We start from the raw sequence: 13207 nt of genomic DNA, 5'->3' as shown, positions 1-13207 counted from the left end.
AATACGTCGACGCGATCGCCTTCGAACTGAACAACCGGCCCCGCAAGGCTTTAGGCTTCAGAACACCACGGGAAGTCTTCCTCGAAGACCTCGCAGCAGCCGTTGCCAACACCCCTTGAGACCGCCCTCCCCAGCTTTAGCCTTCAACCCGCGGTGTGTCGCGGAGAACTGGCGGTGAGTCGCGCCGTCGTCCCCTAGAAGCTGGAGAGGTTGGCGCGGAAGCTGGGGAGGTTGGCGCGGAAGCTGGGGAGGTTGGCGCGGAAGCTGGGGAGTTCGGCCGCGGCGGCGTGAGGGCTACGCCGCCCGAGGGGCCCGGAACCCGCGGGTCGCGAGGAGGCCGCCGTCGCGCGTCACGGCCAGGACGTCCACGTCCCACTGGGCGGTCGCGAGGTCGAGCATGTCGCGGCCGCCCGCCACGATCGCGGTCGCCAGGACATCTGCCGTCACGATGTCCGCGGCGGCGACGCTCACCTGGACGAACTCAGGGCGCCCCCTGCCCACGGCCCAGATGTGGTCGCCGCGCTCGGCGCTCCCGGACGTCGCGAGCGCGAGGCGGGTCCCCGCCGTCGCCGGTCCTTCGCCGGTGCCGGCGCCGGCGCCCGAGGCGTCGGCCAGCGCCGCAGGGGAAGCTGCGGCGGAGGCCGCCGTCGACGGTTCGTCGCCCAGCGGGTAGGCGCCCAGCAGCGTGCGCCGGTCCGCGGGGTCGACGATTCCTGCGAGCCACGGGCGGGCGGCCCTCCCACCCGTGGCTCGCTGCCCGCCGCCGTCCGTGGAGGAGGCGCCGGCGGGATCAGGCGTCGGCGTGCCGGAGACCAGCACATCGCCGCCAGCGTTGAGGCACCAATGGTGCAGGCCGAGGGCAGCCAGCGAGCGGCCTGCCTCGGCGATCGCGCGGCCCTTGACGAGCCCGCTGAGGTCGAGGACGCCGTCGGGCCTTTCGGCCGTGAAGGCGCCGTGCGTGCGGCGGCGCCAGTCGACCGCCTCGGCGTAGTAGCCGCGCATCAAGGGGCTCGCGTGGGCGAGCCGGAGGACGCCGCGGGCCAGGGCGCTTGCCTCGGAGTCGTTGCGGAAGAGGCTGAAGCGAGCTTCGAGTGCCTCGAAGTCTGCTTCGATGACGCGCGAGGCGGCGTCGAGGCGATCGGTGGCCTCGTCGCTGTGGCCGTCGGGGAAGGCGACCGTGAGGCTCACCACCGTGCCCATCGCAAGGAACGTGCGCGCCCGGAGCGGAGCGTCTCCAGCGGGAGCGCCGGACGCGCTCGGCGCTCCGTGCGCGCGCTGCGGATCAGGCATGGGCAGCATCGACGGCTCCCTGAAGCGACGTGAGGTAGGCGTCGGACGTGATCGTCGCTCCGCTCACCGTGTCGACGTTGACCGACTGGGCCTTGAGCACCTCGGAGCGCAGGATCGGCGCGGCGTAGGCGCTGATCATCTGCGAGCGCCGTTCGGCGTCGGTGAGGTGCAGGGATTTGACGTCCGTGATCTTTCCGCCCGCCACGACAATCGCGACCTGGACCGTGCCGAAGCGCGTATCCTCGCTGGGCCCGTTGAACGTCCCGTTCTTGAGGCTGGCGGACGACGACGACCCTTGGCTCCCGCTCGAACCCGCGGTGCCGCCGGAGGAGCCTGTGCCGCCGGAGGAACCCGTGCCGCCGGTGCCGGTGCTCGAGCCCGCGCCGCCGCTTGCCGGGCCGGTGGAGTCTCCGGCACCGGCGTTGCCGGTCGCGCCCGTGCCGGTCTTCGCGACCCCAGTGGTGCTCGAGGCCTCGATGACCTGGTTCCCGGCCTGCCAGCCCGCCGCGAGGATTCCGGCGGAGGCGAGGGCGGCGGCGGCCGCTGCGCGGGCCCTCACCAGTCGAACCTCTCGCGGTGGAGCTGCGTCCCCGCGAGCCCCGTGGCCTTGGCGTCGGCGAGGACGGATTCGGCCCACTTGTCCGGGCCGCACACGTAGACGTCTGAATCGGACAGGTTCGCCACGTAGTCGGCGAGCCGCTGCCCGGTCTGATGGCGGGGGAGCCACGTGTTGCCGGTGCGGGCACGGTGGCCTACGAGTTCGTACAAGGTTGCTCCTCTCTGCCGGCAGAGCTCGGCGATTTCGTCGCGGAGGTACAGCGTCCCGGGCGTCGAGGCCCGCAGGATCACGGTGGCCTGGCCCTGCTCGAACTCGGCCCGCTCGAGGATGGCCCGCAGCGGCGTGATGCCGATGCCGGAGCCGACGAGCACGAGCCCGGCCCGCGTGCGGGCGGCGTGGCCGAACAGGCCGTACGGGCCGGAGACCGAGACCTTCGTGCCCGGCTTGACGGTCATGAGGGAGGCGCTGCCCCGGCCGAGGTCCCGCACGGTGATCCGCACGCGCCCCGCGACGGGGTCCGCGGACAGGCTGAACGGGTGGTGGTGCCACCACATCCCCGGCGCGAGGAACCGCCAGATGAAGAAGCGCCCGCCCGAGCCGGCCAGCTCCTCGAGCCGCAGGCCCGTGAGCTCGACGTTCACGGCGCCGTCGCCCGCTGGCACCACGCGCTGGACGGTGAGCTGGTGGCGGAAGGTGAGTGCGAGCGGGGCATAGATCCGGTAGCGGAGAAGGGCAGCGAGGACCACGACGTAGAACGCGATCCAGTACCAGCGCTGCCACTGGCCGTCGGCGAACAGGCCGCCCACGCTGAACTGGTGGGGGAGCGCCGTCAGAACGGCCGCGTACGTGAGCAGGTGGACCACGTACCAGAACTCGTACGGGAAGCGCCGCCGCACCGCCACGAGGGACGTCACGACCACGGCGATGAACAGCACAATCGAGATGAACGCGAGCCACATATCGGGCAGGTTGACCCACATCGAGACGCCCTCGGCGATCGGGTTGAGCCCGTCCGCCATTCCATAGCCGAGCAGGAGGAAGACCATGTGGGCGAGGATGAGGTACAGCGCCGGCTTGCCGAGCTTCCCGTGGACGGCCATGGCGCGGTCGTGGCCGATCGCGTTGTCGATGAGCGGGATGCGCGCCGCGAGCAGGAGCATGACGAGCACTAGGTCGGTGCCGATGAGGCCCGCGACGACGCCGATGGCCGTGAGTGCGGGGCTCGGGCTCGTGAACTGCCCGGCGCCGCCGTCCGCAAGATAGAGGGCGACGGCGGCCGCCCCCGAGGCCCAGGCGAGCGCCGTGAGTGCGTCCTCGCGCAGCAGACGACGGCGCCCGCGGTTTCGCAGGTCGCGGGACAGGGCAGCACCGGTCCGCGGGTGCGGCGGCGTCGAGGGCCGATCGGCGGAACGGAAAGCTGTCGTCATGTCAACAACTTTCGCCGCCGGTCCTGTTGATCTGCTGTGACGGTGCTGGAGGCAGAATGTGGGGTTTCAGGGGCCAGTAGCGCCGGCCGGGACCGCGCTCGGCGGCTCAGCGGCCGGGGAAAACCGCCTGCCGCTTGTTGACGAACGCATCGGTGCCCTCGCGCATGTCCTCGGTGCTGAATGCGGCGCGGAAGGCGCGTGCCTCGGCGTCGAGCCCCTCCGCCGTCGGGCGGCCGGTCGCCTCGTTGATCGAGCGCTTGGCAAGCGCGACGGCGGTCGGCGCCTTCGTGGCGATCTCCCGGATCGTCTCGGCGGCGGCCGCGAGGAGTTCCTCGCGGGTTGGGAGGACGCGGTTCACGAGCCCGAGCCGGTGGGCCTCGTGCGCGTCGATGCGCCGGCCGGTGTAGATGAGCTCGCGGGCCATCCCGAGGCCCACGCGCTGCTGGAGACGGACCGAGCCGCCGAAGCCCGGGACGAGGCCGAGGTTCACCTCGGGCTGGCCGAACTGCGCCCTCTCGCTCGCGTAGATGAAGTCCGCAGCGAGGGCGAGCTCGCAGCCGCCGCCCAGCGCGTAGCCGTCCACGCACGCGATGACGGGCACAGGGAGCGCCTCGAGGGCCAGCGTGATGGTGTGCATCGATCGCGCGTAGAACTCGCCCTCGTCCAGGTTCATCGCGGTCATCTCGCGGATATCAGCACCGGCCACGAAGGCCTTCCCGCCCGCCCCCGTGAGGATGACGCCTCGGACCTGCCACGCGCCGTCGTCCGTTGCCGCGCCCGCGGGGTCGTTGGCAAGGCCCGAGCCGCCCACGTTGTTGAGGACCTCGCACACTCTCGCGAGCTCCTCGACGACCTTCTGGGAGAGGGCGTTGAGTGCTTCGGGGCGGTTGATGGTGATGGTGGCGACGCCGTCGGACGTCTCGATGGTCAGGGTCTCGAAGCTGCCGAAGTCCATGGGGCACAGGCTACCGCCCCGGGCCGCGAGACCGGAGGCGCAGGACGAGACCGGAGTCTTTTCCCTCCGGTCTCGTCCCCAAGGTCCGCGTTCGGCTGGCGGACGCGGTCAGCGGCCGTAGCCCGAGCCGAGGCAGGAACACCGCTAGGCTGAGCCCATGGCGACGGAGCAGACGCGTGCCCAGTCCACCTCCTTCCTGGGAGCCGGCCTCGGCCCAGACACTGGCGGCGCGCCCAGTTCGCCCCGCATCGCGGTCACGTGGGCGGACACGGCGCCCTCCCACGAGGCCTGGTTCCACGCCGAGCTCGACGCCTTGACCACCAGCGCGGTGGCCGCCGTGGAGCGCGCGGGGGGCGCCGTCGTCGTCCTCGACGCGGCCGACCGGCTGCACGCGGGCGCCCTCCTGAGCCCGCTCGCCGAGTGGGACGGGCTGCTCGTCATGGGCGGAGGCGACGTCGACCCCGTTCTGTACGACGGCGACCCGGACCACCCCACGGTCTCCGGCGTGGACGAGAACGCGGACGCGTTCGAGGCCTCCGCCGTGGTCCAAGCCCTCGAGACGGGCCGTCCCGTGCTCGGCATCTGCCGCGGCCTCCAGGTCATCAACGTCGCGCTCGGCGGGAGCCTTCACGAGGATCTCGGCGCGGACGGCATCCACCGCAACCACGCCGACCCGACCGGCCCGATGGTCCTCCACGAGGTGACGATCGAGCCCGGCACCCGGCTCGCCACGGCCTTGGGCGGTTCGGCCATTGTCGTCTCGGGGCACCATCAGGCGGCGGCCCGGGTGGGCGCGGGGCTTCGCGTCGCCGCGACCGCTCCGGATGGGGTGATCGAGGCGCTTGAAGCAGAAGACCCCGCGCGCTGGCTCGTCGCGGTTCAGTGGCACCCCGAGGATCCGCAGACGGAAGCAGCCCAGCTCGACGCCATCATGCGCACGTTCGTCGCGGCCTGCCGTGAGAAGCGATCCCCGACGGCAAGCACAGAGGCGGCCCCGAGGGCCACCCGGCAGATCCAGGAGAGCACCCGATGAGCGAGCACGTCCTCGCCGAGGTCCGCGGCGGCCTCGGCACCCTGACCCTCGACCGTCCGAGGGCCCTCAACTCCCTCGATCTCGGCATGGTGCTCGCCCTCGAGCGGCACTTGCTCGAGTGGGCCGAGGCGCCCGAGGTGCGCGCCGTCGTCGTGCGCGGTGGCGAGCGCGGCCTGTGCGCCGGCGGCGACGTCCGCGCGCTTTTCCGCGGCTCCGACGCCGACGCCGTCCACTTCTGGACCGAGGAATACCGCCTCAACGCGCTCATCGGCCGCTATCCGAAGCCGTACATCCCGCTCATGGACGGGATCACGATGGGCGGCGGCCTCGGCATTTCGGCGCACGCGCCGCTGGGGTCGGGGTCGGTGCGCGTCGTCACGGAGCGAACGCTCGTCTCGATGCCCGAGACGCGCATCGGCTTCACGCCCGACGTCGGCATGAGCCTCCTCCTCGCGAACGCCCCCGGCGAGCTCGGGACGCACCTGTGCCTCACGTCCGGACAGGCCGGCGGGGCTGACGCGATCCTGCTCGGGTGGGCGGACGTCATGGTGCCGTCCGCGCGGCTCGACGCGCTCGTCGACGCGCTCGCCGAGGCGAGCGCCGGCGTTGTCGCGGGGGCTTCCGGGGCCGCGGGTGGCCGGGGGACGGAGGGCGAGGAGCGCGGCTGGGCGTACGACGTCGCAGCCTCCTTCGCGGTCGAGCCCCCTCCCGCACCGCTCGCCCAGGAGCGGCAGTGGGTCGATGACGCCTATGCGGGGGAGTCCGCCGTCGGCATCGCGGCCAGACTCGCGGAGCTCGCCGCCGGAGAGGGCCCAGCGTCCGAGGCGGCCGGGGCCGCGCTCGCGGAGCTGCAGAAGATGTGCCCGTTCTCCGTCGCCGTGACGCTCGCGGCCCTGCGCCGCTCGCCCAAGCTCGGCTCGCTCGACGCCGTCTTGGACCAGGACCTCGCGCTCGGGGAGGCGCTCATTGCGCGCAGCGACTTCCGCGAGGGCGTTCGCGCGCTCCTCATCGACAAGGACGGCGCGCCTGCATGGCAGCCGGGACGCATCGAGGACGTGAACCCGGACGAGGTCGACGCCGCGTTCCAGGCCGGGCCGAACGGGTAACCTGCCGCGCTTCCGGATTCGCTAGCCGGAAACGAACGCCGTGACGGCCTCGAGCACCGGAGGTGCCGAGAGGATCCGCTGGTGCCCGAGCCCGGTCGTCGTCATGAGCTCAACCTGATCATCCAGCCACGCTGAATGCGCCGCGCGGAGCCGCTCCGATTCGGACAGCGGGATGGTGCGGTCGCCGTCGTCGTGCACGAGGAGCAGCCGGACGCCGTCGGGAAGCGGGTGTCTGGCGGCGGAGTAGCGCTCGTACAGCCCCGTCTCGCCGGGGAAGAGGCGCCGGGCGAAGCGATCGCGCAAGGCCTCCGTCGAGGCCTTCCCGAGGCCCACGGCCGCGGCGAACGAACGCACCAGGAAGTCGCTGTCCGAGGGGCTCGAGATCGCGATGATCCGCGACGTCTCGAGGCCCTCGGCGACCGCGATGAGCGCGGCGAACGCCCCGAAGGAATGGCCGACGACGGCGCGAAACGCCCCGTGCCTGCGCTGCAGCTCCGCCATGGCGGCATGGAAATCGACGATGAACGTGCCTCGGCCCGGGGCGGATCCGTGCGCGGGCGCATCGAACGCCACGACGCCCCACCCGACCGCGCGCAGTTCGCGGACGAGCGGGGCGAACTGGGCTGCGCGCCCGCCCCAGCCATGCACGAGGAGGACTGTTCCGCTCGCGGCGGCGTCCTCCCGCGCCGTCTGGGGCGCCGGCCACGAGTAGGCGACGGCATGCCCGCCGCGACCGCGGACGCCCGGGACCGGCAGCTCGCTCCGTTCGGCGGCCTCGATCACGGGCATTTCCTCGGCCCGAACGGCCATGCGGGGCCTCGTGTTCATGAAGAGCGGCAGGGCCGCCGCGGCGCCGAGGCTCGGCGAGATCCGGCCCGCGGTCCGGACCGCTGCGGCGGCGGACGCAAGTGCCAGGCGTCCGGCGGACGGCATGTGCGGAGGCTGCCGCGCGGCCATGAGTCCGGCCTAGTCCCGCTGCGGCGAGGGAACGGTCCGCCGGACGTCAGGCTTGTCGGTCGGGCCGTCCGTTCGTTCGGCGATCCAGGGACCTGTCCCGTCGGACGGGTCGAGGACTCCGGCCTCGAGCCACGCGAAGTCGCCCGTGAGGACCCGCTTCGTCAGGCTGTGGTCCTCGGGGTCGGTGTTGACCCACAATGCGTCGAAGAGAGCTTCGACCCGCAGCCGGGACTGCTCGCAGAACGCCTCCGCGAGGTCGCGGGCGTTCGAGCCTCCCGGGGCAGCCGAGGTCCGCAGGTGCTCCGCCCAGCTGCACGAGGCCGCCATCGCGAAGAGCTCGGCCCCGATGTCCACGACTCGGCCCAGGAAGGCCTGCCGGTGCTCGAGCCCGGCCTGCCACCGGCCCATCCCCACGAACGTGTGCCGGGCGAGCCGTCGCGACGCGCGCTCGACGTAGCGGAGGTGCTTTCCGAGGGGACCGAACTCCCGGAACGCGCGCGGATCCAGCCCCGAGCCCGCGAACAGGCCGGGGAGCCAGCGCGCGTAGAACCCCGAGGCGTCCTTGGCGGCCTTGGCCTTCTCGGAAAAGCTCGCGTCGGCGCGCGCGAGGCTTCCGGCGGCCGCGAGGTGGGCATCCACAGCCTCGCGAGCGATGAGCAGCTGCATGATCTCGGTCGAACCCTCGAAGATCCGGTTGATCCGGAGGTCTCGCACAAGCTGCTCGGCCGGCACGCCGCGCTCCCCGCGGGCCCGGAGCGACGCAGCCGTCTCGTAGCCGCGGCCGCCGCGGATCTGGAGGAGCTCGTCCGCGACCTTGTACGCCATCTCGCTCGCCCAGAGCTTCGCGAGGGCCGCCTCGATGCGGACGTCCTTCATGCCTGCGTCCGCGAGGGCGGCGGAGAGCTCGAAGACCGCCTCGAGTGCGAACGTCGTCGCGGCGATGTACGCGATCTTCTTGCCCACAGCCTCGTGCTGCCCGATGGGCCGGCCCCACTGGACCCGCGCGCCGGACCATTCGCGCGCGATCTTGAGCGACCACTTCGCGCCGCCTGCGCACAGGGCCGGGATCGAGAGGCGGCCTGTGTTGAGGGTCGTGAGCGCGATCTTGAGGCCCTGGCCCTCGCGGCCCACGCGCTGCTCCGCAGGGACCCTGACTCCGTCGAAGCGGGTGACGCCGTTCTCAAGGCCCTTGAGTCCCATGAAGGAGTTGCGGTTCTCGACCGTGATGCCCGGGGAGTCCATCTCGACCACGAACGCGGTGATGCCTCCGCTGCCCGGGGCGAGGTCTCCCGCGGCGCCGTGGGGGAGGACCTTGGCCATGATCACGACGAGCTCGGCGATCACGCCGTTGGTCGTCCAGAGCTTGGAGCCGTCGAGGACGTAGCTCTGCCCATCCTCGGCGAGCTGCGCCGTCGTCGTTAGCCGCGCGGGGTCCGAGCCGACGTCCGGCTCGGTGAGCAGGAAGGCCGTCACGGCGCCCGCGGCGCAGCGCGGCAGGTACTCGTGCTTCTGGGCCTCGGTGCCGAACATCTTGACCGGTTCGGGCACGCCGATCGACTGGTGCGCCGAGAGGAGCGCCCCGAGGCTCGGGTGGACCGAGCCGAGGATCATGAGGGCGCGCCCGTAGTACGCGAGCGTGAGGCCCAGGCCCCCGTACTCTCGCGGGATTTTCATGCCGAACACGCCGAGCTCTGCGAGGGCACGGAGGTATTCGTCCGGGATGCGGTCTTCGGATTCAATCCGGGAGCCGTCGAAAGTGCGCGCGAGCGTTTCGACCTTGCGGAGGAACTCGTCGCCCTCCGCGATGGTTTCGGCGGGCGGGACGGGCGGCGGGTAGATGAGGTCCCACTGGAAGTCGCCGAGGTAGAGGGCCTTGGCGAAGCTGCGCCGGCGCCATTCTGTCTCCCGGCTGGCCTCCGCGACCGCCCGGGATTCGTCCCAGCCAGGCTCGCGGTCCGCCGATTGGGTTCCCGAACTGGCGGTATCCGTGGTCATGGCAGCCCCCTTTGTTCCCCTGGGGCCGCCGCGGGCCGGTGACCCTTCAGCTGTCATCCCATGCTACTCCCGGGTGCTACTGGCGGGTAGGGAAATTCCGGGGCAGGGCGTCCCGCGCCCACGGCGCGTGGCTTGGGCCGCTGGTGATCGCCTTTTCCGCATTTCGTCGCCTCGACGCGCGATTGAGCCTGCGAGCGGCTTTATTCGGCGACTCGGCTAGTGCTTTCTCGAAAGCCTTTAGCCCGGGACGGGTGGGGGTCTTTCTCGGTCTAGCGAGGCTGGCGGTCGCCGAAGTACTCTCGTCAGAACCGGCCGTCGCGCCGTTCTGGGGCTTAACAGCAAAGAGGGGGGCTGCAATGCCGAGCTTTGAGGTCACATTCATCTATTCGGCACGCAATGCAACTACGGGTCGCGGCCAGTCGGAGCCGCATCATTTCGATGCGAGGACTCGGGATGAAGCCAAACGCACGGCCACCGAAATGATCGACTCGGAAAACGCCGAAAACAGGATGGTGAATGTCGCCATATTGACCACGAGGGTCTACGGCGATGCGCTGGAGGTCACGCGGTGGGTGCAGGACAGCGGATGGATGGATGCCCGCTGAGGGTCGCCCGCCCAGGGGTCGTAGTGAGTGGCTTCCCCGCAGTGGTGCCGCGGGTCCGCAGCGCCATGGCGGGGAAGGGCGTCCGTTAGGGAAGGCTGAGGTGCCGGCCCTCAGCCCGCTGTCACGAACCTGACCGCCGAGTTCCACTGGAACTCGGGCAGCGACTCGTTTGCCGAGAGCAGGATGTTGAGGAACCCGAGCTGCTCGAGCTGGCGCGCGCGCCGCAGCGGACCCACGACGATCGGTGTCAGGGCCCCGGCCTTCGCGAGGTCGGCCACCGCCTGGACGGCGTCGTCGTCGTCGCCCGCGATGAGGACGTCGAGGGCCTGTCCGCCCACTTCGCCGGCCACGAGCGGCCCGGCGAACGTCGTGTTGAACGCCTTGACGACCCGCGCGCCGGTGATCTTCTGCAGTTCCTCGGCGGCGGATGAGCCCTCGGGAACGGCGAGGCCCTCGAACGTCGAGAAGTCGATCGGGTTGGTGATGTCCACGTACACCTTGCCGTCGAGCGCAGTGCCGTGCTCGGCAAGGATCGCCTTCGACGCTTCGAGGTAGACGGCCGCGATGACGATCGAACCGCTGATCGCATCGCCGAGGACTCCGGTGGTCACGAGGCCAGTGCTGTCGCCGCCGAGTTCGGCAGCGAGGGCGCTGGCCTTGGAACGGTCCTCGTGGGCGAGGAGCTGGACGCTCCGCCCGCCCGCAATGGCCCGGCTCGCGATGCCGCGGGCCATGCTGCCGGTTCCGATGATCGTGATGTCGCTCATGGTGTGCTCCTTCGTACCCGAGATTTGTTGAAGCTACAACTATGATTCAACGCCTGATATTCCCGAGCGTCAAGGCCCGGTCAGCTCGGGGTTGACATGTAGGAAAATTCCTACGTATTGTGAGGGCATGCCCCGACAAAGTAGGGAGACCCCCACGGACCACGTGTTCGCGGCGCTCTCGCATCCGGTCCGCCGGGACCTGCTGTCGGCCCTGCTCGACGGACCCGAGACGGCGCAGTCCCTCGCGGACCGCTACGCCATGGCGCGCCCCAGTGTCGCGGAGCACCTCAAGGTGCTGCGCGACGTCGGCCTTGTCTCCGAGCGCCAGGCGGGCCGCAATCGCTTCTACTCGCTGACCCCCGAACCGCTCACGCTCCTGCGCGAATGGCTCGAGCCCTACGAACAGTTCTGGCGCGGCCGGGTGTCCCGGCTCGCCACGTTGCTAGAAATGGATGCCTCCCATGACTGAGACCGCAGACCTCACCGTTATCCGCGTCGTCGACTTCCTCCCGCAGGAGCCCGCCGTCGTCTGGCGTGCGCTCACCACCCCCGAGCTCCTGGCCCGGTGGCTCATGCCCAACGATTTCGCGCCGGTCGTGGGGCATCGCTTCACGTTCCGCACCGACCCGATCCCGGCCACGCGCTTCTCCGGAGTCATCGCGTGCGAGGTGCTCGAGCTGCGCGAGCCCGAGGATCTGGTCATCTCCTGGGAAGACGAGTCTCCCGAGAATGACATGAAGACCACGGTCACCTTCCACCTGGAGGCGCACGACGGCGGCACCCTCCTGAGCCTTGCCCAGGAGGGCTTCCGCGCGGATCACCCGGGCGACCAGATGGCCCGCAAGATCATGGGCGGCGGCTGGGGCGGACACATGTTCAGCCGTCTAGCCCAGGTCGCCGGCGAGACCCAGGGGGTAGCGCGCGAGGGCTAGGCGGCTACCATGGAACCGGCCGATCTGGCCGGATTTGCGGGCCTCTCCCGAGAGGCCTAGTATTTAAGGCTGTCGTATGCAGTGGAGTCCACTTCTCGGCACTGAAGACACCGTCCAACCCGCGGCGAGGAACTTCGGCTGGCTCTCACCCCGCCTGGTCACCCTCCGGAAAGCTGCAGAACTACGGTGCATCAAGGTGACGGGACGCATCTGCGGACCGTCATTTTTACTGCAACTGTTGACTACAACTTGGAGGAGCGAACTGTGGCAGCACATTGCCAGGTGACCGGGGCGAAGCCCGCATTCGGCCACTCGATCTCGCACTCGCACCGCCGCACCAAGCGTCGGTTCGACCCGAACATCCAGAAGAAGCGCTACTGGGTGCCGTCCCTGCGCCGCAACGTGACCCTCACGCTCTCGGCCCGTGGCATCAAGACCATTGACGTGCGTGGCATCGACTCCGTCGTCGCCGAGCTCCTTGCGAAGGGTGTGAAGCTCTGATGGCCAAGAAGGATAAGGACGCCCGTCCGATCATCAAGCTCAAGTCCACCGCGGGGACCGGGTTCACCTACGTGACCCGCAAGAACCGTCGGAACGACCCCGATCGTCTCGTCATGAAGAAGTACGATCCGGTCGTCCGCAAGCACGTCGAGTTCCGAGAGGAGCGCTAAACCATGGCCAAGAAGTCCAAGATTGCCCGTAACGAGCAGCGCAAGGTCATCGTGGAGCGCTACGCCGCGAAGCGTGCCGAGCTCAAGAAGACCCTCGTCGACGAGAACGCGACGGACGAGGCACGCGAGGCCGCACGCCTCGGCCTGCAGAAGCTTCCCCGCGACGCTTCTCCGGTTCGCCTCCGCAACCGCGACCAGATCGACGGCCGCCCGCGCGGCACGTTCCAGAAGTTCGGCATCTCCCGCGTGCGCTTCCGCGACATGGCGCACCGTGGCGAGCTCCCGGGCGTCACGAAGTCGTCCTGGTAAGCAGCACAGCCTCGTGCTGAAGTGCGCTGCCTAGCAGCGACGCCGCAGCACCGTCCGCAGGGGCGGCACCCGTTCGAGGGTGCCGCCCCTGCGGTGTTTTTTCGGGCCCCGCTGCCGGCCAACTCGCCTGAACGTCAGGCCGAGTTGCAGGCGGGCGCGGGCCCGTGTACTGTAGATCAGGTTGCCCGCCCAGCAGGGTGAGGCGACAAAATCCCGATCAAATTCGAACTCGGTTCGGCGTGCCGGGCTATGCCCAGTGAAGCTGAATGGAATTGCGAATGATTGGAAGAATTCAGCCTTCGAATTCGCCGAAACGCGGATTTGCTAAGGGCCGGGGAAGCCGGTAAGGTTGAAACTCGTTCGGCGGGGAGATATTCCGGGTCTTGTGCTTGGGGATGTACCTGTTGGGCCTGTTGTTTGAGAACTCAATAGCGTGCCATGTTTGGATTGATGCCATTTTTTTGATGGCTGTTTGCCTGGTCTGTGCGCACCCCGTGTGTGTGGGCTGGGTTTCGGCTTGGATCGGATTGCCGGGGCGGGGTTTTTCCGCTTTGTCCTGGTTTTCTTTGTTTTTTTGTTTTTGACGGAGAGTTTGATCCTG

The 13207-nt window shown here is 69.9% G+C and carries 16 protein-coding genes and 1 pseudogene; 9 read left to right on the top strand and 8 right to left on the bottom strand.

The features are described 5' to 3' along the window. Positions 1-119, top strand: a pseudogene (locus E6A26_RS18185) (IS30 family transposase); the annotation flags it as partial. Between the two features lie 175 nt (positions 120-294). Here the strand turns inward: E6A26_RS18185 and E6A26_RS17380 are convergent. The 4 genes from E6A26_RS17380 to E6A26_RS17365 all read right to left on the bottom strand — a co-directional run bounded on the left by E6A26_RS17380 (position 295) and on the right by E6A26_RS17365 (position 4231). After that, entirely contained in the window at positions 295-1200 is a 906-nt protein-coding gene (locus E6A26_RS17380) for an FAD:protein FMN transferase (protein WP_136612468.1), read from the bottom strand. An 82-nt stretch (positions 1201-1282) separates the two neighbouring features. Continuing rightward, positions 1283-1849 carry an FMN-binding protein gene (locus E6A26_RS17375; RefSeq protein WP_136612467.1) on the bottom strand — a complete coding sequence of 189 codons (567 nt, stop codon included), beginning with the start codon at positions 1847-1849 and terminating at the stop codon, positions 1283-1285. Beyond that, on the bottom strand, positions 1846-3276 hold the full coding sequence (locus E6A26_RS17370; protein ID WP_136612466.1) for a ferredoxin reductase family protein: 1431 nt from the start codon (positions 3274-3276) through the stop codon (positions 1846-1848). The genes E6A26_RS17375 and E6A26_RS17370 overlap by 4 nt, the downstream gene beginning before the upstream one ends. A 106-nt stretch (positions 3277-3382) precedes the next feature. After that, positions 3383-4231: an enoyl-CoA hydratase/isomerase family protein gene (locus E6A26_RS17365; protein ID WP_136612465.1), complete on the bottom strand. Its 849-nt coding sequence runs from the start codon at positions 4229-4231 to the stop codon at positions 3383-3385. A gap of 157 nt (positions 4232-4388) precedes the next feature. On the opposite strand from E6A26_RS17365, the gene E6A26_RS17360 reads away from it, so the two are divergent. After that, the gene (locus E6A26_RS17360; RefSeq protein ID WP_136612464.1) at positions 4389-5264 is read left to right on the top strand and encodes a gamma-glutamyl-gamma-aminobutyrate hydrolase family protein; all 876 of its coding nucleotides are present in this window, start codon (positions 4389-4391) and stop codon (positions 5262-5264) included. Further along, positions 5261-6370 carry an enoyl-CoA hydratase/isomerase family protein gene (locus tag E6A26_RS17355; RefSeq protein ID WP_136612463.1) on the top strand — a complete coding sequence of 370 codons (1110 nt, stop codon included), beginning with the start codon at positions 5261-5263 and terminating at the stop codon, positions 6368-6370. The genes E6A26_RS17360 and E6A26_RS17355 overlap by 4 nt, the downstream gene beginning before the upstream one ends. Positions 6371-6391: 21 nt before the next feature. Here E6A26_RS17355 and E6A26_RS17350 read toward each other — a convergent pair whose 3' ends face one another. Beyond that, complete coding sequence (locus tag E6A26_RS17350; RefSeq protein ID WP_136612462.1) at positions 6392-7303, bottom strand: alpha/beta hydrolase; 912 nt, start codon at positions 7301-7303, stop codon at positions 6392-6394. 33 nt (positions 7304-7336) lie between these two features. Next, entirely contained in the window at positions 7337-9322 is a 1986-nt protein-coding gene (locus E6A26_RS17345) for an acyl-CoA dehydrogenase family protein (protein WP_136612461.1), read from the bottom strand. A 143-nt stretch (positions 9323-9465) separates the two neighbouring features. Between E6A26_RS17345 and E6A26_RS17340 the strand changes: the two genes are divergently transcribed. Next, on the top strand, positions 9466-9927 hold the full coding sequence (locus E6A26_RS17340) for a hypothetical protein (RefSeq protein WP_136612460.1): 462 nt from the start codon (positions 9466-9468) through the stop codon (positions 9925-9927). A gap of 110 nt (positions 9928-10037) precedes the next feature. Here the strand turns inward: E6A26_RS17340 and E6A26_RS17335 are convergent, their stop codons facing one another. Then, the gene (locus tag E6A26_RS17335) at positions 10038-10694 is read right to left on the bottom strand and encodes an NADPH-dependent F420 reductase (RefSeq protein ID WP_136612459.1); all 657 of its coding nucleotides are present in this window, start codon (positions 10692-10694) and stop codon (positions 10038-10040) included. A 127-nt stretch (positions 10695-10821) separates the two neighbouring features. Between E6A26_RS17335 and E6A26_RS17330 the strand changes: the two genes are divergently transcribed. From E6A26_RS17330 to rpsN, 5 genes are all read left to right on the top strand, one after another. Further along, complete coding sequence (locus E6A26_RS17330; protein WP_136612458.1) at positions 10822-11163, top strand: ArsR/SmtB family transcription factor; 342 nt, start codon at positions 10822-10824, stop codon at positions 11161-11163. Beyond that, complete coding sequence (locus E6A26_RS17325; RefSeq protein WP_136612457.1) at positions 11156-11626, top strand: SRPBCC family protein; 471 nt, start codon at positions 11156-11158, stop codon at positions 11624-11626. The genes E6A26_RS17330 and E6A26_RS17325 overlap by 8 nt, the downstream gene beginning before the upstream one ends. Positions 11627-11890: 264 nt before the next feature. Next, on the top strand, positions 11891-12127 hold the full coding sequence (gene rpmB / locus E6A26_RS17320) for a 50S ribosomal protein L28 (protein ID WP_136612456.1): 237 nt from the start codon (positions 11891-11893) through the stop codon (positions 12125-12127). Then, entirely contained in the window at positions 12127-12297 is a 171-nt protein-coding gene (gene rpmG / locus E6A26_RS17315; protein ID WP_136612455.1) for a 50S ribosomal protein L33, read from the top strand. Before rpmB ends, rpmG begins: the two co-directional genes overlap by 1 nt. Before the next feature lie 3 nt (positions 12298-12300). Next, the gene (gene rpsN, locus E6A26_RS17310) at positions 12301-12606 is read left to right on the top strand and encodes a 30S ribosomal protein S14 (protein WP_136612454.1); all 306 of its coding nucleotides are present in this window, start codon (positions 12301-12303) and stop codon (positions 12604-12606) included. 292 nt (positions 12607-12898) lie between these two features. On the opposite strand, the gene E6A26_RS17805 is transcribed toward rpsN, so the two are convergent. Further along, the coding region (locus E6A26_RS17805) for a hypothetical protein (RefSeq protein ID WP_211129224.1) at positions 12899-13207 on the bottom strand (309 nt) is incomplete at its 5' end.

It is taken from the genome of Sinomonas albida, assembly GCF_004919045.1.
Classification (GTDB): domain Bacteria; phylum Actinomycetota; class Actinomycetes; order Actinomycetales; family Micrococcaceae; genus Sinomonas; species Sinomonas albida.
Note: the sequence above shows the minus strand (reverse complement) of the source record. Positions and strands in the feature narration are given on the sequence as shown.

Coding starts and splice junctions, on each gene's coding strand:
- E6A26_RS17380 (WP_136612468.1), bottom strand. CDS start 1,200: ATGGGCACGGTGGTGAGCCTCACGGTCGCCTTCCCCGACGGCCACAGC.
- E6A26_RS17370 (WP_136612466.1), bottom strand. CDS start 3,276: ATGACGACAGCTTTCCGTTCCGCCGATCGGCCCTCGACGCCGCCGCAC.
- E6A26_RS17365 (WP_136612465.1), bottom strand. CDS start 4,231: ATGGACTTCGGCAGCTTCGAGACCCTGACCATCGAGACGTCCGACGGC.
- E6A26_RS17360 (WP_136612464.1), top strand. CDS start 4,389: ATGGCGACGGAGCAGACGCGTGCCCAGTCCACCTCCTTCCTGGGAGCC.
- E6A26_RS17355 (WP_136612463.1), top strand. CDS start 5,261: ATGAGCGAGCACGTCCTCGCCGAGGTCCGCGGCGGCCTCGGCACCCTG.
- E6A26_RS17350 (WP_136612462.1), bottom strand. CDS start 7,303: ATGCCGTCCGCCGGACGCCTGGCACTTGCGTCCGCCGCCGCAGCGGTC.
- E6A26_RS17345 (WP_136612461.1), bottom strand. CDS start 9,322: ATGACCACGGATACCGCCAGTTCGGGAACCCAATCGGCGGACCGCGAG.
- E6A26_RS17335 (WP_136612459.1), bottom strand. CDS start 10,694: ATGAGCGACATCACGATCATCGGAACCGGCAGCATGGCCCGCGGCATC.
- E6A26_RS17330 (WP_136612458.1), top strand. CDS start 10,822: ATGCCCCGACAAAGTAGGGAGACCCCCACGGACCACGTGTTCGCGGCG.
- E6A26_RS17325 (WP_136612457.1), top strand. CDS start 11,156: ATGACTGAGACCGCAGACCTCACCGTTATCCGCGTCGTCGACTTCCTC.
- rpmG (WP_136612455.1), top strand. CDS start 12,127: ATGGCCAAGAAGGATAAGGACGCCCGTCCGATCATCAAGCTCAAGTCC.
- rpsN (WP_136612454.1), top strand. CDS start 12,301: ATGGCCAAGAAGTCCAAGATTGCCCGTAACGAGCAGCGCAAGGTCATC.